The sequence below is a fragment of the Clostridium sp. RTP31139st1_H3_RTP31139_211217 genome (assembly GCF_040227035.1).
Classification (GTDB): Bacteria; Bacillota; Clostridia; order Clostridiales; family Clostridiaceae; genus Clostridium; species Clostridium saudiense.
In genome coordinates, this window is the sequence record NZ_JBCOAB010000051.1 from 1 (window position 1) to 22218 (window position 22218).

The window sequence follows — 22218 nt, forward strand, 5'->3', positions numbered from 1 at the left end:
TTATAGGCGATACCAATAATTTAAATAGGGTGGCTATAAATATAATGATGAAATAATTTTAACTCACACTTGATTTATATTGTTCGTAAAACTTAATATTAAAGATCTTACAAGAGTAGTTAATACTAGTCTTTTTTTTATTGCTTAAATTTGCCTTTTATAGTTGCTTATTGTAAAATAAAAAAGAATTCACATTATGGACTGCCATCCAGTGAATTCTTTATAATAGAGGTCTATTCTGTTGCCTCTATTATATCATAAGATAAAAATAATTTAAATATAGTGGAGGGAAATTAATGCTAAGGGGAATAGTTGTAGCACCAGAATATGAAGCAAAAGGAACAGAGTTATTTTTAAAGAGTAGTGATATTGATCCTTTAAAATTGAGACAATATTTATTATATTGGGATAGAATAGATTTTCCTACAAATAATATAATACATTGTACATCAAATGATATTGATTATTTAGAAAGTTTAAATTTATTACAAAGAACAAAATATAATTGTAGTTGTAATGGTATAATAAATATGGAAGAGTTGTTTTTAAATGCTCAAATACAAGCTTTGAATAATAATAATCTTAATAAAAATGAAAGATGGACTTTAGGACAAGGTAATTTAAACTTATTATTACCAAAAGATGAAGTTGAAAGAAAGAATACATTAATATTAGATCTATATAATAGTTTACCTATACCTGCAACAGATGTTCCATTAGATGATATTATTAACTTTAAAGAAAAAAGAAGAGATGAACTAATGGAATTTAGAAATAGTATGGATAAAATATATTTATCTATAATTAATTCAGGAGATATAGATATTTCTAAATCAGTTGCAATAAAAGACTTAGAAAAGAAGATTATAGCTATAAATAAAGTTATGAATGAATCTAAAATAAAAAAATTATTAGGATCAGTGAAAGTTAATATTGATATTAACAGTTTAATTATGGGTGGGGCTGGATATATAATTGGAAAAGAAACAGGCAATTCAATTATGTTGGCATCTTTAGGACTTGCAGCATCATCAATAAAGTTAAGAATTGATAAACAGTTGATACCTAAACATATTCCAGATAATCTATCAGATTTTGCTTACTTATACTATTCTCAAAAAGAATTATAATTTAGGAGTGTTAATATGATTAAAAAAATACAAATTAAAAATATTAATTTTACAATTAGGTTATCAATATATGATGTTGTATCAGTAATATTAATAATAGTTTGTATTTTTTCAACAATAAATAAAATTAGTAAATTAGTATTATTTGCTATAGCTATTATTTTAGACTTTATAAGTCGTTATAAAAATAAAGAGAATAACTAATCAATATAGTTAAAGTATTGCATTAAAAACTTAGAATAAACCAATAAAGTAAGAAGTTAGAGTAAAATCTAGCTTCTTTTTTAATATAAAAAAGGAAGGTGTAAAATGGAAAACTTATTAAACTATTTTAAAATTATTGTAGCAACAATAGGAACTGGAGTAACATGGTTATTTGGAACATGGGACACTGCTCTTATTGTTTTAGTGTGCTTTATGGCGTTAGATTATGCAACTGGAGTATTAAGAGCATGGATAAATAAAGAAGTATCTAGCGATATAGGACTTAAAGGTATAGCGAGGAAAACAGTTATATTTATTGTTTTAATAGTATCGGTATTACTAGATAGGCTATTAAATACAGGAACATGGGTATTTAGAACTCTTATATGCTACTTTTATATAGCAAACGAAGGTATTAGCTTATTAGAAAATTGTGCTGGATTAGGATTACCTATACCAGAGAAATTAAAAGATGCATTAGTACAACTTAAAGATGGAGAAAAGAAAGAGTTAAGTAAAGAGCAGGAGTAGATCCTGTTCTTTTAATTTATAAAAATATATTAAAGAAAGAAGGAATGTAAAAATGAAAATCGGAGTAAATGATGGACATACATTAAGTGGAGCTGGAACAGGAGCAGCGGGAATTATAAAAGAAGGAGAACATACTAGATTAGTTGGGGAAGAAGTAAGAAGATTATTAAAGGAAAGAGGTAATACAGTTTATAATTGTACTGTGGATTATGCTTCAACTACAAATGAAAGCTTAGCATTAGTCGTACAACAAGCCAATAGAGAGGACTTAGATTTGTTCATATCAATTCATTTTAATGCTGGAGGAGGACAAGGCGTAGAAGTTTATACTTATGAAGGTAGACAATATCAAGATGCTATTGATGTTTGTAACAATATATCAGCATTAGGATTTAATAATAGAGGTGTTAAAGCTGGTACTGGACTTTATGTAATCAGAAGAACTAAAGCTAAATCTATGCTTATAGAAGTTTGCTTTGTAGATACAGAAGACGCAAAAAAGTATCTTGAAGTTGGATATAAAGCAATTGCAAAGGCTATAGTAGATGCATTAGATAAGCATATAGTTATTGCTCCAGCAACAAACCCTACTCCTAATCAATCAGCTACTGTTAAGAAAGGTGATGATTGGGTTAAGAGATTACAAGAAGAATGCAATAAGCAAGGTTTCTCTAAACAAACTGTAGATGGCATTCCAGGTCCAGCAACTTTAGCTGGCTGTCCAGTTTTAAAGAAAGGAGCTAAAGGGAATATTACTAAATTGCTTCAAGAAAAGCTTGTAAAATTAGGATATTCAACAAATGGGGTAGATGGAATCTTTGGTAATGGAACTCATACTGCTGTAAGAGAGTTTCAAAAAACTAGAGGGCTTTCTATAGATGGAATTGTTGGGCAAAACACTTGGAGAAAATTATTAAATTTATAATTATTTAAGGCTAGTAGGCAGGAGAAATCTTACTTGCTAGCTTTTTTTATTTTAATTTTATAAAATAGGTATCAAAATAATACCAATAAGAGTATAAATTAATACCTAAGTAGAGTATTAAAACAATACTAACAAAGGTATCAAAGTAATACTTAACAATGTATTAATTTGATACCCTATATTTATTACTAAAAATATTTATTATATATATTTATTATTTTTTTTTAAAAGAAAGCCCTTTGGTAGACCAAAGAGCTTTTAATTTATTTTAGTAAATATTATTTGATTAGTTTACAGTATAACTTTCTACAAAATTAATACAATCTAATGCTTTGATGGTATGAAAACTAATTTGATGAGTTGGATATTTAAATTTCATTAATTCAAAGAATTTTTCTTTGTTCATATGTCCTAATGAATATGCTTCAATATAATCATATATAGTATCATCAGCCATAGGTCCAATAACAACATCATAATTATGAGTATTACCACTACGACAATTCACAACAAACTCCAGCCATTCATCATTGTATCCATCGAATTTTTTTATATTCAAAGTTTCTAAGTTATTAATTTCATACACATTAACTATTGAAGTAGTGAACTTACTAGCCCATTTTTCTGCTTGCTCCTTGATACTAGTACAGTAAAATCCCCATGAGAAATCTTTTGTAAATCTATGTTTACGAATTTCAGGATATTCTATCTTCATATAACTCCCATGATATAAAATTTCCTTTTCCATAATATCACCCCACAATTTTGTTAATTTTTATAAGGTTTTTATAAATTATTTTCTTATAAATTATTTTAATTTATTTTCATGTTTATCTAGAAGCATTTCAATCGCTTCATCTACCAACTTTGATTTAGGTATTCGTGTAGTTATGCTTAAATCATCTAATCTTTTTGCTAAATCTTTATCTAAAGAGGTAGAAAATCTAACTCTGTTTTTTAAGTCTTTATTTCTTACTAATTCACTCATTATAATCCTCTATTATTATTTTAATTTATATTCGCTAAATAATAATTCTAAAGCTCTATCAACTAATTTTGATTTTGGTATCATAGTTTCTTCACTAAGTTTATCAAGTTTATTATTATAGTCTAAATCTATTGATGTAGTGAATCTAACTCTAGTTTTCAATTCTCTATATTTACTTTTATTTATTTCGTTCATGTAATCACCTCTGTATAAATTTTACTACATATTACTTAAGTTTTGCAAAGTTTATTTAATTTATTTAAGCATTGTGTTGACAAAAGTTTACTTAAGTTTTATAATTAATTCATAAACTTAAGTAAACAAAAAAGGGGTGAATTAAATGTCGCAATCAAAAGTATCTAAAAATTTCATATCATTTAGACAATACATTAGAACTAAGGACTTATCAGTAAATGAACAATATCTTTTAGAATTGCTTTTCGAGTTTCATAATCATAATTTTGGTTATGCTTATCCAGATTTAAAAACTTTGATGAAAGCATTTAATACAACTTCTAAAAATAGAGTAGTATCTACTATAAAGAAGCTTGAGAAAAAAGGCTTAATTAGAGTTACTAGGAAGTTTAAAGATAATAATAGATATTTTATAGAAAATATAAATCAATTTATTATTACAGAAAAGAAAAAGACTTCAACAAATAAGGCTCATGTTGATTCTAACGGCAATTTACCTTTAGAAGGGCAAATAGATGTTGAAGAAGTTTTAAAAGAAAATGAGAGCCAATCTGATAAGATTAAGCTTGTATTAGACAAATTCAAAGGAATTATATTGTCTAAAAAGCAAAAAGAAGTGATTAATAATACTGAAAAAGGTGTTTTAGAAAATGCAATTGAAAGTATAACTGTAGATAAAGTAAATGCTACTTATCTTATTGGAGCAATAGAAAGAGCAAAGACTAAATCAAAATATTTAGTCGATGGAATAAATCCTTTTAAATTTAACAATTTTAAAGCTAGAGAATATGACTATGATTCATTAGAAAAGAAATTGTTAGGTTGGGAGAAGCAAGAAAAAGTAATTGAAGAAGAATTGCCTTTAGGAATAGCATGGTTAGGAGCTTAGAGAATGAGTATAGAAGGAAGAATAAGAGAACTTAAAAGACTTATATTACACCAGAGAAATGAGACAGTAAGAAAAATTTATGAAGAACATATAGAGTTTTTAAAAACTCAAATTTAGGAGGAGAATATGGGGAGAAAAAATGAATATACAGTAACTTTAATATTACCAACTGATATGACAGCATTAGAAGAGAAGTTTGCGGAAGTTATGGCTGATATAGTTGCTGAAAAGTTAAATCATGCAGAATTAGGATATTTAATAAAGAGATTAGAAGAAAGTGATAAGATTTGTTTATAAAAAAAAGAAAGCATACCATAGATGGCACACTCTCCAGTAGCAAGTTGAGTATACCATCTTGGATGTAAAAATTCAAGGGGGATTTTAAAATGAAATTTACAGTAGCAGAAATAAAGATGTTTATAGACATTACAATAACATGGGTATTTTGGATAATAGTTCACTTAATTGTTTTATTATCATTTTTAGTTTCGGTAAGAGTATTTTTAGGGATAAATATTCCTAAAAAGTTAATGGAATTAATAAGTAATTAATGGAGGTAGAGAGAATGAAATTAATAACTGTTGATATAGGATCATTTAATATTAAAACAAGTGAAGGAGTTATTTTAGAAAATAGATTTGAATTAGATAATAATGCTGAAGTATTTGGTGCAGAAGTATTAAACTATGATGGAAATAATTATTTCTTTGGTAGGGGAGAATTTAATAAAACTTTTTCAAAAGTTCACAAAGAAATAGAAGTACCATTATTTTATTCATTAGCTAAAAGCAATGTTTCTGGGAAAATTAATTTAATATTACATCTTCCAGCAAGTCAAATGACAATGAAAAACTTAATAATTGATAGATTACAAGGTCATGAGTTTACTTATAAAGTGAATAGTGTTGAATATAAAACTATTTTTAACAAGGTTGGTGTATTAAGAGAGGGATGGAGCTCATTTTATAGCTTATCAAAGAGAAATGATGGATTAATTGCAATAATGGATATTGGGGGGCGAACAACTGATATTTTTACATTTAACAACGGCATTAATGAAAAAGAAAAATCATTAGCTATAGGAATGATGGATGTATTTAGCGATATAGCTGATAAATTGAATGGGCAAGGCGAAAATAGAAGATTAGAAGATATTCATAAGTTATTAGCAAATGAAATAATAAATATTGATGAATTTGAAGATGTTATTTATAAGTATGCAGCAAAGATAATAAATGATGTAAAAGTAACTATAGATAATCTTGGGGATTATAAAATTTATCTTACTGGGGGAGGAGCAGAATATTTTATAAATGTTCTTGATAAGAAATTTAGAGTAGAAATTATGAATAATAATTTATGTAGTAATTGCACTGGAAGTTATAATATTGGAAAGGCAAAGGGATTAGATAAATGATGAAGATTAGATTAACATTTGTTGATACTGAAGAAGGAAACAGTGAATTAGGTAATGCTTTAAATAAAATATCAGACATTTTCACAGTAATACAAACAAGCAAAGTTTATAAAGGCAGAGGTAATAGTAAGTATAGCAATGTATATTTAGAAATTGAGAATAAAGTACCAAAAAGCACAAAATAACACATACTGTACTTATTAAAAGTTATGTACCTTATATTTTGATTAATATAAGGTACAAAATGACACGAGGTGTGCAAATGAGGGTTAATTTGAGTTTGAATGAAAGTAATTCTAAAGATAGAAAGATAATTGATTTTTTAGCAAGTAGATATAATTCATCAGCTTATATAAAAGAAGTTTTATATCAACTAGCAACAGATGGTTTTCATGGTGTTGGTGCTACTGTTGCAAATGCATTATTAGATAACGGTAGGGGTATATCAACAGGCATACATCCTACTAAAGAAGAAGAAACTTTTGATGAAATAATAGGAGTTGAGGGAATAGATCTTTAAAATGGGGTGTTTAAATGGATTTGAGGTTTTTAGATGATGTGAAATTAGAATCAAATAGTCATGTAAAATCTATAAGGTTTGCTGAAAATGAAATGTATTTACTTAAATATATACAGTTTAAAGAGAGAAAATTTTCAGATTATGTTAAAGAATTAATACTTCAAGACCTAGAAAAGTATATAGCTTTAAATGCTAAATTAACTAAAAGTGATATAATAGAAATTGTTAAAAAAGTTGTGAATAACGAGATAAAATGATTGATAGTGAATAAGGAGTTACCCCTTATTCACTAAGTTCATGTTCACACATAAATAAATCACTAGAGTGAACATTAAATATTTTTGCAATTTTGCATAGTGTAGAAAGTTTAATTGGATATTTACAGTTTTCTAAATCAGAGTAATAGGATTTACTCATATTTAGTAATGAAGCCATATAAGCTTGACTGTAACCTGCATTAACTCTAAATTCTTTTATTTTTAATTTATACATTTAAATCACCGTTAAATATAATTACATTTTTTAAAATTAAATTCAAAAGAAATTAATGTTAAAAATTTCATTATAATGGGCACAAAAATATAATTTAGAAATTATGTTTACAATGGTAATACATAGGTAATACAAAATAAATAAAATTGGATTAAATTACATAAAAAAATATAATAATGGAGGTGTAAAGAATGATACATAAATGTAATAAAATGTCGAATAGTTCGAGTGGTTCGGACAGTTTTTATTGTATAATTAGAGTGTAAAAGTAAATATAATAATTTGCTAAAAGAACGTATGTTTGGTATAATTTTATTAACAAATGATTATGGGGTGTCGGTATGGAAGATGCAAAGTTAAAGAAGAGAGTAATACTTAAAATAATAAAAAAGAAATGATATAAATTAAAGAAGGAGCTTTTAAGTAAGCAGCCTTCTTTTTTGCTTTATACTTCAAAATAACTTAATGGAATATCAAATGCAGCACATATTTTTATTTTGTTTTTTTTATCTATTTTATGGCCAGTTTCATATTTACATACAGATGAATAACCAATTCCAGTTTTAAGTGCAAATTGTTTTTGAGTAAGCCCATGAAGCATTCTAAGTTTATAAATTTTATCTTTAACACTATTCTCTGGTAACATATAATAGATATTAGATTGAGTGTTTTCAATGGTTTCAAATACCTTTCTATATGTTGCAGTTTTATTCTCATAGCACATGCTAAGCTTATGACTACTTATTACCCTTTACAAAAGCTTAGAAAGATTCCAGGACTTGAACATGCTAAGTATGTTGATCCTTATGCAGGAAGTAAGGGTAATTCTATAAGGTATTTGTCTGTAGCTCCAAGGACTAATGATATGAAGGTTGTTGGTGTTGATAATCTTTTCTGTGCTGGTGAAAAGTCTGGACTTTTTGTTGGTCATACTGAAGCAATTTGTACAGGTTCATTGGCAGGACACAATGCTGTTAGACTTATGATGGGAATGCATCTTTTAATTTTACCTTCTTCTATCGCAATTGGTGATTTGATATCTTATGAAAATGAGAAGTCTTCTACTAGGGAGGGAAGAAAGGACAGGTATACTTTTGCTGGAGCTAGTTATTTTAAGAGAATGCAGGAGTTAGGTTTGTATACTATTGATACTGCTGAAATTGAAGATAGGATTAAGAAATTGAATTTGGATAATATTTTTGAACAAAAATTAGTTTAGAAGATAGATAATACTCTGGGGGGAAAGTTACCCTCTAGAGTATTTATTTCTTGGGGACACTTGGAAAATATAGCAAATTAAATATAAAAAAGATTAATGAAGGAAAAGCTAGTAAGGAAAGAGATGGACTAAATGAAATAATAATAGATTATTTATAATTGTTAAGGACTAATAGTGGTGAAAGAATAGATTTAGAAATAGCATGTACATGTAAAATTATTAGGAAATTAGTGATAAGATTAAGAAGGTTAATTTGGATAGGATTTTTGAACAAAAATTAATATAGAGTATTTATAATCCCAAGGAGGTTATGGACTTCTTGGGATTTCTTTAGGATGAAATAACTAATTATTAATTATTCAAGTATTTTTGAACTATTATAGCTTAGAAAATAAAATTGTAAAAAATAACATAAAAAATATTGATAGTAACTTTTTAATATGATAAACTAATTAAAGTTACCGGTTACTTTGGGTTATAGAGTATATGTACGTGAAGTATAAAATTTTAGAGGTTGGGGTGAGGAGATGACTATAGAAGAATCAGTAATTGATGAATTACAAGATATTTTAAGTGAATTATATTTTAAATATGGTAAAGATAATGAAATAATAAGATTAAGTTGCATAATAGATAGCTTCATAGTTAAAAGGCAGAAAGAGGTCTTGATAAATTGAATGAATAATTTAAAAAATATTTAGTATTAAGCAAATACATAAAATATATATTAGAGAAAGAGGAGAAGAGGGTATATGAAAAAAGTAATTTGTCCAGGGGAAGCATTAATAGATTTTGTATCAATGGATTTAGGAAAATCTTTAAAAGAAACAAGTGGATTTTTAAAAAAGGCAGGAGGTGCTCCAGCTAATGTTGCAGCGGCTATATCAAAATTAGGTGCAGAAGCATATTTTTGTGGAACTGTTGGAAATGATGCTTTTGGTAGTTTTTTAGAAGATACATTTAAAAATAATAAAATTAATACTGAGCTTATGTTTAAATTAGATACTAATAATACAACATTTGCTTTTGTATCATTAATGGAAGATGGAGAAAGAGATTTTGAATTTGCCAGGGATGCTGATTCAAGATTGACTTTTGAGATGATTAAAGATAATCTTGAAAAGTTTGATTTATATCATTTTGGTAGTGCAACAGCTTTCTTAGAAGGAGATTTGAAAAAAACTTATTATAATTTAAAGGAATATGCAAAAAAGAATAATAAAATAATATCATTTGATGCTAATTATAGAGAAAGTTTATTTGGTAATAACAAAGAGGGATTTATAAAGTGTTGTATTGATTTTATTAAAGACAGTAATATAGTTAAGTTAAGCGAAGAAGAAGCTTTTTTAATTAGTGGAAAAAACAACATTAAAGAAGCTTCTGAATTCATTATAAAATTAGGGTGCAAAAATTTAATTATTACACTAGGGAAAAAGGGGGCGTTATTAACAACAAAGGAAAAACAAATTTTAGTACCAACAAAAGAGTTAAAGATGAAGGATGCAACTGGGGCTGGTGATGCTTTTATGGGAGCTGTATTAGCTCAAGTTGTTGAAAACCCACATAAATCAATGGAGGAAATAGTTAAGACTGCAAATATAGTTGGAGGTATAACTACAACTAAAATAGGTGCACTTGAATCTATACCAACTTGGGATGAGGTTTTAACTTTCATCAAAAACAGCTAGAAGTAATTGTGCTGAAATATTAACCAATTACAAAATTTATATTGTGTTAAATTAAATATCACCAAATAATATTAAAATAAGATATATCTTGAGTTAAATCTAGAGATGTATCTTATTTTTTACATAATATAAAAAATTAGGTTAGAATAAAGATAAAATTAAGCAACTTACTCTAAATTATAAGTTATCTAAAAAGTTATATAAACAAATAAGAAGGAATTGCCTTAAATAGGAAAAAGCAACCTGATGTGTAAGCGCTAACATGTTATTATCCCATTAAGTTATCGGTTACATTATGGATTATATAAAACAAAGAAGTTGAGAAAGTGAAAAAATATGTAGTTTAATTTTATTTGCTATTACAGTAAATTTTACTGGCTTCTCACTTGCTAAAACTAGTGATGTAAGTAAAAACATATTAGGATTTGATGATGGTGAAGAATATGTATCAATGTGGGTTCATGTTATTGAAGAAACAACAGATGGATAGGCATACTCAAAGTCTGTAAAGGAGTTTAATGAAAAATTCAATGGAAAATACTTTTTGGATATTGAGTTTGTTCCTCGTAATGAAAGTGGAGGAGTGTATTCAGATAAGGTTAATGTATCAGTAATATCAGGTGGATTACCAGATGTAATCACTGTTGATGGACCTAATATATCAGTATATGCAGCAAATAATATTATTCAGCCATTATCAAATCTATCAGAAGAAGAGAAAAGTATATATCTTCCTTAAATTATAGAGCAAGAAACTGTAAATGGAAATTTATATGATTTAGGGGTAATGGAGTCTAGTGTGGGATTTTATTATAACAATGATATTATAGAAGATGCAGGCATAGAAGTTCCATCTATAAATAATCCATGGACATGGAGTGAATTTATTGAAATATGTAAAAAATTAAAGGAACATTTAGAAGATGGATATGTTATAGATATGCCATTCCCATCAGGTGAAAACAATTATCAGATTTTAAAGACGATGGATTATTTAAGCAATTATATGATCAACTAGTAATATATGGACGCCCAAGATCTAAATCATCAGCGTATCCTCAGATAAGTACATCATTTCAACAAGCTATTGAAGGAGTATTATTAAATTCAAAAGGAGAAACCGATGAATTTGAATATGGCTCATTAGAAAGAATATTATCTAGGGAAAACTTAATCCTAGCAATGAAGATAGTAATATCCAATAAAGGAAGCAATGGAGTTGATGGAATGACAGTTTATGAACTTAAACAATTTCTACAAACAAAATGGACTAAAATTAGAGAAGATATATTCAATAATGAGTACAAACTAATGCTAGTTAGAACAGCTGAAATCCCAAAACCAAACGGAGGTACTAGGTTACTAGTAATACATACGGTTTTAGATAGACTTATTCAACAAGCAATTGAACAAGAACTAAACCTAATTTATGATGAAAATTTCTCAGAGAATAGTTTTGAATTCCACCCTGGTAGAGCTGCAAAAGATAGAATAAAGAAAGCTGAAGATTATATTAATAAAGAAGCATAAAGACAAACTACGAGAAATATTATCAAGGGCAAAACCGATGACTTTAGAACAAAGAATAATTAAGCTAAATCAAGTTAATATAGTTTGGATTAATTATTATGGAATAGCAAAGTGTAAAGGCATTGTTATTCAATGGGATAAATGGATTAAACAGAGATTAAGAATGTGTATATGGAAATAGTGAAAGAAGATTAAAACAAGATATAAAAACCTTAAGAAACTAGCACTTAATCACTATCAAGCAATAAAATTTGCCAATACCCGAAAAGGATACTGGCGAGTAGCAAATAGTGCAATATTAAATACTACAATAACAAATCAATTCTTTAACGACTTAGGTTTGAAAAGCCTAACGCGTCAATATATTAAAATTCATTAAACTTAAAGAACCGCCGTGTACTAGACCGGTATGTACGGTGGTGTGAGAGGCCGATAGATAAAATAATTATCTACCTCATACTCGATTAAATTAAAAGTTAGGATTGAGTGGTGATTGAATTGTATAAGAAATTTACATGGAATTAAATTGAAAAAAATGAAGAAATTCATTGACGTGTAACCGGTAACATGATATTATATTAATAAAGGTAACCGGTTACGTTAACGATTACCAAAAAGTTAGCATGTATTTATGATTTATATGTAAATACAAAATATGCAAATTATAATAAGTAAAATTTATTCGAAGGGATGGGATTTAATTGAGGCAAGTAGAGACAGCTATACCGATTAAAAAGGAATCATTGGGAGGTAAGTTTTTAAGAGGTCAGAAAGGAGGGAAAAGTAGTTTAGTAAAAAAAATAAATTATGTAAAAAGAAATTATCAGTTATATCTTTTTTTTACATTACCTCCATTATTACTATTGATTATATTTAAGTATATTCCAATAGGAGGAATATTAATTGCATTTGAAGATTATAACCCTATAGCAGGTATATTAGGAAGTGATTGGGTTGGGTTTAAACATTTTCAAAGGTTTTTATCATCTCCAGATTTTATGAACCTATTAATGAATACTTTAAAGTTAAGTGTTTATGGATTATTATGGGGATTTCCAATACCTATTATACTAGCATTACTATTAACTAGAGTTAAAAGTGAGAGAATAAAAAAGGTAATACAATTAGTAATATATGCTCCGAACTTTATTTCTGTAATTGTAATTTCAGGGATGATTATTCTATTCTTATCACCAGTAGGACCTATTAATCAAGCTTTTGGAACAGCAATAAATTTTATGACCAAGCCAGAAGCATTCCGTACTATTTATATAGCTAGTGGAATTTGGCAAGGTGCAGGATGGGCTTCTATTATTTATACTGCAGCATTATCTAATGCAAGTAAGGAATTGACAGAGGCAGCGGTAATTGATGGTGCTAATATATTTCAACAAATATGGAATGTTGATATTCCAGCAATTAAACCAATAATGGTTATTCAATTTATTTTATCTATGGGTGGAATTATGAGTATAGGTTTTGAAAAGGCTTTAGCATTACAAACAAGCTTAAATTTACCTACATCTGAAATATTAGCTACCTATACTTATAAAATGGGATTACAGTTAGGTGACTATAGTTTTTCCACAGCAGTTGGATTATTTAATGCAGTAATAAATGTAATATTATTAGTTGTAGTAAATACATCAGTCAAGAGACTAAATAAAGATGAAGAAGAAGCGTTAGGACTATAGGGGGAGAAGATATGAAAAAGAAAAAAAGACAAAAACTTTCACTTTCAGATAGACTTATTTTAAATAGTGGATATATATTATTAGGAATTTTTCTTTTAGCTATAATAGTACCACTTATATATGTTATTGTTGCATCTTTTATGGATCCAGTTGTGTTGAGTAGTGAAGGTATAACTTTTGATTTTAGTAAATGGTCATTAGAAGGATATAAAAGGGTATTAAAAGATGATATGCTTTTAAGAGGCTTTTTGAACTCAGTATTTTACTCTATATCATATGCAGTAATATCAGTTGCAGTAACATTAATGGCAGCATATCCATTATCAAAAGAAGAGTTTGTTGGAAGAAAATTTGTAAATACATTATATGTGATAACTATGTTTTTAGGTGGTGGATTAATACCAACATATTTATTGATAGATAAGTTAAATCTTTTAAATACAGTATGGGCAATTTTACTTCCAGGAGCAATTAATGTATGGAATATAATGCTTGCTAAAACTTATTTTAAAACTTTACCTAGAGAGTTAAGAGAAGCATCAGCTATTGATGGAGCAAGTGAAATTAAGCACTTCTTTAAGATAGTTTTACCAGTATCAAAACCAATTATAGCAGTATTGATGTTATATCAATTTGTAGGACAATGGAATAGCTATTTCGATGCAATGATTTATATAGATGATGCTAATTTGCAACCGCTACAATTAGTAATAAGATCAATATTAATTCAAAATGCACCATCTACAGGTATGATTGCTGATATTCAAAGTATAGCTGAAATGTCTAAGATATCAGAGTTATTAAAGTATTCAACTATAGTAGTTTCAAGTTTACCATTATTAGTTATGTATCCATTCTTCCAAAAATACTTTGATAAGGGTATTATGGTTGGCTCAATAAAAGGATAATATTATAAAAGGAGAGAGAAAAAATGAGGAAAAACAACATTAAAACAATAATAAGTACAGCATTAGTATCAATTATGGCAATTTCTTTAATAGGTTGCGGGTCAAAAGGTAATGAGAAAAGTGAGGAAACTGTGTTAACGAATGTTTCATTTCCTTTAGAGGAAACTGCAACTTTAACTATGTTAACAAGTGCACCAGCAATTTCAGAACAAGATCCAAATAAAAGACTTATATTTAAAAGATTAGAAGAAGAAACTAATGTTCATATTGATTGGACATGCTATCCAGATGATCAATATGGTGATAAGAAGAACTTAGCATTATCTAAAAAAAACACACTTCCAGATGTAGTTTTTAATGCAGCTATGAGTAATTATGATTTGCTTCGTTATTCAAAGCAAGGTGTAATTGTTGCAGTTGAAGACTTAATAGATCAATATATGCCTAATTTATCTAAGATATTAGATGAAAATCCTGAATATAGAAAAATGATTACAGCTCCAGATGGACATATATATTCATTCCCATGGATAGAAGAATTAGGAAGTGGTAAGGAAGCTATTCAAGCTGTAGCAGATATTCCATTTATAAATAAGAAATGGCTTGATGAGTTAGGATTAGAAGTGCCAACTACAACTGATGAATTAGTAGAAGTATTAAAAGCATTTAGAGATGGAAATCCAGAAGGAAGAACTGATGTAATTCCTATGTCATTCATAATGAATGGAGGAAATGAAGATCCTGCTATATTACTTGGAGCATTTGGTGAGGGGGATAACACAGATCATTTCCTTGTAACAGATGATAAGAAAGTTATTTATTCAACTGTTCAAGAAGGATATAAAGAAGGACTAAAATGGCTTAACTCTCTTCAAAATGAAGGTCTTTTTGATCCAGAAGCATTTACACAGGATTGGGCAACTTATGTAGCTAAGGGTAATAATGGTAGATATGGAATGTTCTTTACATGGGATGCTGCAAACATCGTTACTAATCCAGAAGATTATATAGCTCTTCCAGCATTAGCAGGTCCAGAAGGAAATGTTAATGTACCAAGATCTAACGGATATGGTGTTGATATTGGTAGATGTGTAGTAACTAGTGCAAATAAGAATTTAGAATTAACAGCAAAATGGATAGATGAACTATATGATCCACTTCAATCAATTCAAAATAACTGGGGAACTTATGGTGATGAGTTAAATCAAAATATATTTGAGTTGAAAGAAGATGGTACTTTAGCTCATTTAGATTTAGGTGGTTCTTCACCATGGGAAGTTAGAGTTAATCAATGTGCTGGAGGGCCATTAGCAATTCTTAATGAATACTATGGTAAATATTCAACTTGTCCAGATGATGCTAAAGCTAGATTAGATATACTTCATGGAACTTATGTTAAGGATATGAAAGCAGAATATAATTATCCAGTAGTGCTTATGAGTCAAGAGGATATTGAATTACTTACTCAATATGAAACAGCAGTAAGGCAATATACTGATCGTAAGAGAGCTGAATGGGTATTAAATGGTGGAATTGATGAAGAGTGGAATTCTTATCTTGAAGAAATGGAAAAGTTAGGTTTATCTAAGATGTTAGAAATTAAACAAAAATATTTAGATGAATATTTTAAATAAAGATTAGATGAAATATAGATAATTAAAAAAATTAGTAAGTAGTTAAGAGGTTTGAATTAAAATGCGATAAATATAATTAGAAAAAGTATGTTGTTTATAGAGTTATCGTATAGTAATTCCTACCTCTTAACTAGAATATTACAAAATAATATTTTAATTTTGATATGTTTTTAGTATGCATAGTATAATAGGAATGGTGTAATAGTGATGATAGAAAATAATTTTATTTTAGAAAAAGTAAGAAAATATGAAAAAGAATTTATTAATTGTATATCAAAAGAGGAGAAACCATCTTTTCATTTATGTGCCCCTATAGGATGGATTAATGACCCAAATGGATTTTCAACATTTAATAACGAATACCATTTGTTTTATCAATATCATCCTTATGATGTAGTATGGGGACCGATGTATTGGGGTCATAGTAAGACAAATGACTTTATTAAATGGGAACAGTTACCGATAGCGCTTGCTCCAGAGGCAAGTTATGATATGGGAGGGTGTTTTTCTGGTAGTGCCTTAGAGTATGATGGCAAACATGTAATTATGTATACTGGTGTATTAGATAATAAAGATGAAAATGGAGAAAGAGTAGTAAGACAAACTCAATGTATAGCAATTGGGGATGGAGAAAACTATGAAAAGTTAGAGTGTAATCCTGTAATTACTCATGAAATGTTACCAGAAGGAAGCAGTCTAGAAGATTTCAGAGACCCTAAGATATGGAGAGAGGGTGAAGAGTTTTATTGTGTAGTTGCAAGTAGAAGTAATGATGGTAGTGGTCAAATTCTTATGTATAAATCTAATAATTTAAAAGAATGGGAGTTTGTAACTATTGTTGATAATAGTAAAAATAAAGTAGGACGTATGTGGGAGTGCCCAGATTTATTTAGTTTAAATGGAAAAGGTGTGCTTATAATTTCTCCACAAGAAGTTAAGGCTACTAAGGATGGATTCCATAATGGAAGCAATACTGCATATTTAATTGAAAAATATGATAATGAAAAGAAGTCATTTGAAAGAGAAAGTTGTAATGTTATAGATTTTGGATTAGATTTTTATGCACCACAAACATTGGAGTCAATAGATGGAAGAAGAATAATGATTGGATGGATGCATTCTTGGGAAAATAGAATCGTACCAGGCAATTTTAAATGGTGTGGAATGATGACAATGCCTAGAGAGCTTACAATTAGAGATGGATGTTTAATTCAAAATCCAATTAGAGAAATTGAAAATTATTATAAGAATACGGTAGAATATAATAATTTAATAATTAAAGATGAAGTGTCACTAGATGGTATATTTGGAAGAGAATTAGATATTACAATAGATATTGATGGATCACAGGCTGAAGAATTCAAAATTAAACTAGCAAAAAATAATGAATATGAAACAATAATAAGCTTTAATTCAAAGAAGAATATAATTGAATTTGATAGAAGTTACTCAGGAAATTATGGAGATATACTTCACAAAAGAGAAATGAAGGTTAGAGATAAAAATGGAAAAGTTAAAATGAGATTAATAATAGATAAATATTCTGTAGAGATATTTGCAAATGATGGAGAACAAGTTATGACGTCAACATTCTATACGCCTTTAGAAGCTACAGGTATAACTTTCGCATCAGAAGGTAATTCTATAATTAATATTAAGAAACATGATATTGAAGTTTAACTTATAAAAAATGAGTATGTAGGTTTAGTAATATTAAACCTACATACTCATTTTGTTTTAAGATGTTGTATCTCTTATAATTAAATCAGTATCAATTGTAATATTTTCAAGCTTTACTGAGTTTCCTCTATTTTTAGAATTAATTTGTCTTAGTATTAACTTCATTGCAGTATCAGCTATTTTATTGATATCTTGATTTACCGTTGTAATTGGAATTATTGACTCTACAGAAATTGGAGAGTTATCAAATCCTATTATTTCATATTCATCAGGAATCTTCTTTTTATTTTTAATAAGAATATTTAATAAAATATTAGCATGTGTATCATTACTTACAAAAATACCTTTTTTCATATTAGGATAATTTTTTTCTATGTCATCATAAAGTTTTGACATGTTTATATATGTTTCTTCAAAATTATGACCTAGATGTGAAAGATAACACGTATATTTGGAATTTCTATCTTCGCAAGCTTTCTTAAATGCCTCAATACGTTTATATGAAGGGATTTCTTTTGCAACATCAGTATTTATATGAATTAATATATCACATTTATTGTCTATTAATAAATTAGTTGCTTTAAAAGCACCAGCATAGTTATCACTATTAACACTAGAAATATATTTATCTTCACGTTCTATAGAAACTATTGGAATACTTAATTCACTTAGTGTTTTAGAATCTATAGTATTACTAAGAATTATTAATCCTTCTATTTGATAAGCCATTAACTCTTTAATATAATTCATTTCTTTAGTATATTTACTTTCTTTATTAGTATCATGATTTTCTACAAAAACTAAAAATTTATAATTATATTTTGAATAAGTATTTATAAGACAATTTAACATTTGCGAATAATAATGAAGAAATAAATCAGGAATTATTATTCCAATCATTTCACTTTTTCCGTTAGCTAAACTTCTAGCAACTTTGTTTTCTTTATAATCCAATGCAATTAGTGCATCTTCAATTTTTTTTCTAGATTCAAGTGTTAATGAATCAGGATTATTAAAATATCTGGAAATTGTTGTTTTTGAAAAATTTGTGTATTTAGCAATATCACTAAATGTAACTTTTTTTGTCATAAGCACCTCACCCACTTTTATTATATCAAAATAGTAAATATTTATCAAAAAAATTATAGGTATTGACGTGAAAATGATAACATGGTAATATAATAACAAAGTTACCGGTAACATTACCGGTAATTAATACGATTGGAAATGGAGGAACTTGAATGGGTAGACCTAAAATACATTTAACGGCACCTAAAAATTGGATTAATGATCCAAATGGATTTATTTATTATAATGGAGAATATCATTTGTTTTATCAGTATTTTCCATATGATTGTAAATGGGGGACAATGCATTGGGGACATGCTACTAGTAAAGATTTGATAATGTGGAAACATTACCCTATAGCTTTATATCCAACGAAAGAATATGATCAAAATGGATGTTTTTCAGGGACTGCAATTATTGAGAAGGGGGAGTTACATTTATATTATACGGCAATAAAGTATGATAAATTTAGAGAGGGAAATATTCATTCACCTTATGATAATTATTCATTTGAAGCATCTCAAGCCAAGATAGTATCAAAAGATGGATATACATTTAATAATTATGAAGATAAAAGATTAATAATACCTCCTATTATGGATGAAAGTTTAGGGCATCGTACACATACAAGAGATCCTAAAGTTTGGAAATATAAAGATAGTTATTCTATGATACTTGGAAGTAAATTCAAACAAGAAGATAATGATAAGTTTACAGGAGAAGCATTATTTTATACCAGCAAAGATGGAGAAAAGTGGACTTATAAAAATAGATGCTATGATGATACAATAGGAGATATGTGGGAGTGTCCAGATTTATTTGAAGTAGATGGTAGATATGTTTTAGTAATGTCACCAGAGAATATTATAGCAGATGATATTAATTATACTAATAACTCCGTTTATTCAATAGTTGATTTTGATGAAGAAACTTGTGAGATGAAATTAATAAATAATCAAAAATTCTTAGATGAAGGACTAGATTTATATGCACCACAAACTACTTTAGATGAGTTTGGAAATCGAGTTTTAATTGGTTGGATGAGAATGCCATTAACGTTTGATGGCGAAGATTGGATAGGAATGATGTCTCTTCCTAGAGTTATTAATATAAAAAATAATGATGTGTACTTTAGTGCTCCAGAATATATAGATAAATTATTTAATAAAGAAGTTAAATTGTCAGAGTTTGATGTAAATGATGTTTATAAGTTAAATGCTACATTAAATAAAGATAGTGTGTTGGATATAGGTGGATATAAGATTTCTATAGTAGATGATAGTATAGTTACAGATAGAAGTAAAGTGTTTCCGGATATGAAAAGAAAAGGACGAGTATTTAAGTCTTCTAAGTTGAATGGTAGATATGATTTATCAATTTATATTGACAATGGAATTATTGAAATATTTATTAATGATGGAAAATATGTTATTTCAAATATAGTATATGGACTAGAGTCTAAAATAGAAGTGCATAATATAGAAACAATACGATTGCTTAAGATATAAATTTTAATCAGCATCTATTAGTATAATTTAAATTTTATAATAGTTGCTGATTAAAATACTTTAAAATGGAGGGGTAAAAATGTCTAAAGATAAACAATATGAGAAGGTAGCTAAAGAATTATTAAAATGTGTTGGGGGAGAGGAAAATATAATAAGTGTTGCACATTGTGCCACAAGATTAAGAGTAGTTTTAAAAGATGATAAGAAAATAGAAAGTGAAGCTATTGAAGAAATTGATTTAGTTAAAGGAAGTTTTAATAATGGTGGTCAATTTCAAATAATTTTAGGAACTGGAATAGTGGATGAGGTATGTAAACATTTTATAGGGTTATCTGGAATATCAGAAACTAGTAAAGAAGAATTAAAGCAAGTATCATCTAAAAAGGGAAATGTAATGCAAAGGTTTTTAAAGGCTTTAGCAGATGTTTTTGTTCCAATATTACCTGCACTTGTAGCAGCAGGTTTACTAATGGGAATTAATAATTTATTAACGGTACAAGGATTATTTATAAAAGGAAAGTCATTAATAGAAGCTTATCCTACAATTTCAGGATTAGCAGAAATGATAAATACATTTTCTAATGCTGCATTTGTATTTTTACCTGTATTAATTGGTTTTTCAGCAACTAAAATATTTGGTGGGACACCAGTTTTAGGTGCGGTTATTGGTGCTATAATGATTCATCCAGATTTATTAAATGGATATTCATATGGAGAAGCATTGTTAGATGGAACTGTACCATATTGGAGTATATTTGGATTTAATATTGCTAAGGTAGGTTATCAAGGAACAGTTCTGCCAATAATAGCTTCATCATTTATATTAGCAAATATAGAAAAACGATTGAGAAAAGTTGTAACTCCGATGTTAGATAATATAGTAACTCCACTTATAACTGTATTGGTAACAGCAATTTTAACATTTACTGTTGTTGGCCCAGTTATGAGAACTGTTGGAGATTGGATGACAGCTGGTGTAATGTATTTATTCTTTGATTTAGGTTTTGTTGGAGGAGCTATTTATGGTATTGTTTATCCATTATTAGTTATAACAGGTATGCATCATAGTTTAGTAGCAGCTGAAACGCAAATTTTAGCTAATATAGGAACTTTAGGTGGATCCCCAACATTTGCAGTAGTTGCAGCATCAAATGTAGCACAAGGAGCAGCTGCTTTAGCAGTGTTTTTTATAATTAAGAAGAATGCTAAAATGAAAAGTACAGCATCAGCTGCTGGTATATCAGCATTATTAGGAATAACAGAGCCGGCAGTATTTGGAGTTAATTTAAAATTAATATATCCATTTATAGGTGCTTTAATAGGTTCTGCTGTAAGTTCTGCTTATGCAACATTTATGAAGGTGTTATCTTTATCACCAGGACCTGCAGGATTACCAGGGGTTATAGTAATTAGAGCTGAATCAATGATTCAATATATGATAACAATGCTAATGGCTTTTGTAGTAGCATTTATTTCTACAGTTATATTAGCTAAAATATTAGCTAAAAAGAAAGAAATTGTATAAATTATAAGTAATAATTACTCTGAATTATATAAGTAAGATATGAATAATAATTGAATTATAATTTGGATATAATAAATTGTAGTTAAATAAAAATAGAGTAAAAATTTTGAAATGTATGAGAGAGTATAAAACTTTTAATGAAGGGAGCTAGATAAAATATAGTTTCCTTCATTTTTATATAGTAAATTAATTATAACTATAGCTTTTATAAATAAGAGTAAAGACTAATTAATAATATTTAATAATAAGATATTAGTATATTATTAATTAGTATATAAGTAATGAAGTAAAGTATTAAAGATTAGATAAAGTTTAATAATAAATAGTGAAATTTAGCATGGAGAGGTTGTGTAGCAGCTATAACTGCAAAGAAAGCTAGAGCAGATGTTTATATATATGATAAATTACAATATCAAGTGCAACACTAATTAATTGCAAAAAAAATAACCCATACGGGTACGTTCATGTTA

29 protein-coding genes and 1 pseudogene are annotated in these 22218 nt (G+C 27.8%); 24 read left to right on the forward strand and 6 right to left on the reverse strand.

Going from position 1 to position 22218, the window contains the following annotated elements:
• Positions 1-296 precede the first annotated feature (296 nt).
• The 4 genes from ABUA17_RS15665 (at position 297) to ABUA17_RS15680 (ending at position 2790) form a co-directional block, all read left to right on the forward strand.
• A complete protein-coding gene (locus tag ABUA17_RS15665; RefSeq protein ID WP_349818211.1) occupies positions 297-1130 on the forward strand; it encodes a DUF6236 family protein in 834 nt (277 codons plus the stop codon).
• Positions 1131-1145: 15 nt separating this feature from the next.
• Positions 1146-1334 carry a hypothetical protein gene (locus tag ABUA17_RS15670; protein WP_349818210.1) on the forward strand — a complete coding sequence of 63 codons (189 nt, stop codon included), beginning with the start codon at positions 1146-1148 and terminating at the stop codon, positions 1332-1334.
• A gap of 105 nt (positions 1335-1439) precedes the next feature.
• Positions 1440-1865: a phage holin family protein gene (locus ABUA17_RS15675; RefSeq protein WP_042401717.1), complete on the forward strand. Its 426-nt coding sequence runs from the start codon at positions 1440-1442 to the stop codon at positions 1863-1865.
• 52 nt (positions 1866-1917) lie between these two features.
• Positions 1918-2790, forward strand: a complete 873-nt coding sequence (locus ABUA17_RS15680; protein WP_349818209.1) for an N-acetylmuramoyl-L-alanine amidase — start codon at positions 1918-1920, stop codon at positions 2788-2790.
• Between the two features lie 286 nt (positions 2791-3076).
• Here the strand turns inward: ABUA17_RS15680 and ABUA17_RS15685 are convergent, their stop codons facing one another.
• The 3 genes from ABUA17_RS15685 to ABUA17_RS15695 are packed head-to-tail and all read right to left on the reverse strand — an operon-like array spanning position 3077 to position 3973.
• The gene (locus ABUA17_RS15685; protein WP_042401723.1) at positions 3077-3538 is read right to left on the reverse strand and encodes a DUF3990 domain-containing protein; all 462 of its coding nucleotides are present in this window, start codon (positions 3536-3538) and stop codon (positions 3077-3079) included.
• Positions 3539-3598: 60 nt separating this feature from the next.
• The gene (locus ABUA17_RS15690) at positions 3599-3778 is read right to left on the reverse strand and encodes a ribbon-helix-helix domain-containing protein (RefSeq protein ID WP_154821344.1); all 180 of its coding nucleotides are present in this window, start codon (positions 3776-3778) and stop codon (positions 3599-3601) included.
• 15 nt (positions 3779-3793) lie between these two features.
• Positions 3794-3973, reverse strand: coding sequence for a ribbon-helix-helix domain-containing protein (locus ABUA17_RS15695; protein ID WP_042401727.1), 180 nt, complete (start codon positions 3971-3973; stop codon positions 3794-3796).
• Positions 3974-4118: 145 nt separating this feature from the next.
• Here ABUA17_RS15695 and ABUA17_RS15700 point away from each other — a divergent pair, with 145 nt between their 5' ends.
• From ABUA17_RS15700 to ABUA17_RS15730, 7 genes are all read left to right on the forward strand, one after another.
• Complete coding sequence (locus tag ABUA17_RS15700; RefSeq protein ID WP_042401730.1) at positions 4119-4862, forward strand: helix-turn-helix domain-containing protein; 744 nt, start codon at positions 4119-4121, stop codon at positions 4860-4862.
• A 126-nt stretch (positions 4863-4988) separates the two neighbouring features.
• Positions 4989-5159 (forward strand): hypothetical protein, encoded by a 171-nt coding sequence (locus ABUA17_RS15705; protein ID WP_042401733.1) that lies wholly within the window; start codon positions 4989-4991, stop codon positions 5157-5159.
• 89 nt (positions 5160-5248) lie between these two features.
• Positions 5249-5413, forward strand: a complete 165-nt coding sequence (locus tag ABUA17_RS15710; RefSeq protein WP_157029194.1) for a hypothetical protein — start codon at positions 5249-5251, stop codon at positions 5411-5413.
• Positions 5414-5427: 14 nt separating this feature from the next.
• On the forward strand, positions 5428-6279 hold the full coding sequence (locus ABUA17_RS15715) for a ParM/StbA family protein (protein WP_042401737.1): 852 nt from the start codon (positions 5428-5430) through the stop codon (positions 6277-6279).
• Complete coding sequence (locus ABUA17_RS15720; protein ID WP_042401740.1) at positions 6276-6464, forward strand: hypothetical protein; 189 nt, start codon at positions 6276-6278, stop codon at positions 6462-6464. The genes ABUA17_RS15715 and ABUA17_RS15720 overlap by 4 nt, the downstream gene beginning before the upstream one ends.
• A 77-nt stretch (positions 6465-6541) precedes the next feature.
• Positions 6542-6799 (forward strand): hypothetical protein, encoded by a 258-nt coding sequence (locus ABUA17_RS15725; RefSeq protein ID WP_154821346.1) that lies wholly within the window; start codon positions 6542-6544, stop codon positions 6797-6799.
• 14 nt (positions 6800-6813) lie between these two features.
• Positions 6814-7056 (forward strand): hypothetical protein, encoded by a 243-nt coding sequence (locus tag ABUA17_RS15730; protein WP_154821347.1) that lies wholly within the window; start codon positions 6814-6816, stop codon positions 7054-7056.
• A 25-nt stretch (positions 7057-7081) separates the two neighbouring features.
• On the opposite strand, the gene ABUA17_RS15735 is transcribed toward ABUA17_RS15730, so the two are convergent.
• Positions 7082-7291: a helix-turn-helix transcriptional regulator gene (locus tag ABUA17_RS15735; protein ID WP_154821348.1), complete on the reverse strand. Its 210-nt coding sequence runs from the start codon at positions 7289-7291 to the stop codon at positions 7082-7084.
• Positions 7292-7736: 445 nt separating this feature from the next.
• Positions 7737-8015, reverse strand: a complete 279-nt coding sequence (locus ABUA17_RS15740) for a helix-turn-helix domain-containing protein (RefSeq protein WP_154821349.1) — start codon at positions 8013-8015, stop codon at positions 7737-7739.
• On the opposite strand from ABUA17_RS15740, the pseudogene ABUA17_RS15745 reads away from it, so the two are divergent.
• The 11 genes and pseudogenes from ABUA17_RS15745 to ABUA17_RS15795 all read left to right on the forward strand — a co-directional run.
• Positions 8013-8510, forward strand: a pseudogene (locus ABUA17_RS15745) (FAD-dependent oxidoreductase); the annotation flags it as partial. The gene ABUA17_RS15740 and the pseudogene ABUA17_RS15745 overlap by 3 nt on opposite strands.
• A gap of 527 nt (positions 8511-9037) precedes the next feature.
• The gene (locus ABUA17_RS15750; protein ID WP_172676149.1) at positions 9038-9187 is read left to right on the forward strand and encodes a hypothetical protein; all 150 of its coding nucleotides are present in this window, start codon (positions 9038-9040) and stop codon (positions 9185-9187) included.
• A 75-nt stretch (positions 9188-9262) separates the two neighbouring features.
• Positions 9263-10201 (forward strand): carbohydrate kinase family protein, encoded by a 939-nt coding sequence (locus tag ABUA17_RS15755; RefSeq protein ID WP_042402349.1) that lies wholly within the window; start codon positions 9263-9265, stop codon positions 10199-10201.
• Between the two features lie 544 nt (positions 10202-10745).
• Complete coding sequence (locus tag ABUA17_RS15760) at positions 10746-10940, forward strand: hypothetical protein (protein WP_052330760.1); 195 nt, start codon at positions 10746-10748, stop codon at positions 10938-10940.
• A gap of 3 nt (positions 10941-10943) precedes the next feature.
• Positions 10944-11219, forward strand: a complete 276-nt coding sequence (locus ABUA17_RS15765) for an extracellular solute-binding protein (RefSeq protein ID WP_396021001.1) — start codon at positions 10944-10946, stop codon at positions 11217-11219.
• 164 nt (positions 11220-11383) lie between these two features.
• Positions 11384-11731, forward strand: coding sequence for a reverse transcriptase family protein (locus tag ABUA17_RS15770; RefSeq protein WP_042402352.1), 348 nt, complete (start codon positions 11384-11386; stop codon positions 11729-11731).
• 37 nt (positions 11732-11768) lie between these two features.
• Positions 11769-11912 (forward strand): group II intron maturase-specific domain-containing protein, encoded by a 144-nt coding sequence (locus tag ABUA17_RS15775; protein ID WP_242833274.1) that lies wholly within the window; start codon positions 11769-11771, stop codon positions 11910-11912.
• A 619-nt stretch (positions 11913-12531) separates the two neighbouring features.
• Positions 12532-13425 carry an ABC transporter permease gene (locus ABUA17_RS15780; RefSeq protein WP_394805652.1) on the forward strand — a complete coding sequence of 298 codons (894 nt, stop codon included), beginning with the start codon at positions 12532-12534 and terminating at the stop codon, positions 13423-13425.
• An 11-nt stretch (positions 13426-13436) separates the two neighbouring features.
• On the forward strand, positions 13437-14333 hold the full coding sequence (locus ABUA17_RS15785; RefSeq protein WP_042402355.1) for a carbohydrate ABC transporter permease: 897 nt from the start codon (positions 13437-13439) through the stop codon (positions 14331-14333).
• Between the two features lie 23 nt (positions 14334-14356).
• Positions 14357-15967, forward strand: a complete 1611-nt coding sequence (locus ABUA17_RS15790; RefSeq protein ID WP_042402358.1) for an ABC transporter substrate-binding protein — start codon at positions 14357-14359, stop codon at positions 15965-15967.
• Between the two features lie 207 nt (positions 15968-16174).
• Positions 16175-17647 carry a glycoside hydrolase family 32 protein gene (locus ABUA17_RS15795; protein ID WP_042402361.1) on the forward strand — a complete coding sequence of 491 codons (1473 nt, stop codon included), beginning with the start codon at positions 16175-16177 and terminating at the stop codon, positions 17645-17647.
• Between the two features lie 57 nt (positions 17648-17704).
• Here ABUA17_RS15795 and ABUA17_RS15800 read toward each other — a convergent pair whose 3' ends face one another.
• Positions 17705-18736, reverse strand: coding sequence for a LacI family DNA-binding transcriptional regulator (locus ABUA17_RS15800; protein WP_042402364.1), 1032 nt, complete (start codon positions 18734-18736; stop codon positions 17705-17707).
• A gap of 152 nt (positions 18737-18888) precedes the next feature.
• Between ABUA17_RS15800 and ABUA17_RS15805 the strand changes: the two genes are divergently transcribed.
• Together ABUA17_RS15805 and ABUA17_RS15810 are read left to right on the forward strand one after the other, a co-directional pair.
• On the forward strand, positions 18889-20223 hold the full coding sequence (locus ABUA17_RS15805; protein ID WP_042402366.1) for a glycoside hydrolase family 32 protein: 1335 nt from the start codon (positions 18889-18891) through the stop codon (positions 20221-20223).
• Positions 20224-20302: 79 nt separating this feature from the next.
• Entirely contained in the window at positions 20303-21748 is a 1446-nt protein-coding gene (locus tag ABUA17_RS15810; RefSeq protein ID WP_042402370.1) for a sucrose-specific PTS transporter subunit IIBC, read from the forward strand.
• Positions 21749-22218 lie beyond the last annotated feature (470 nt).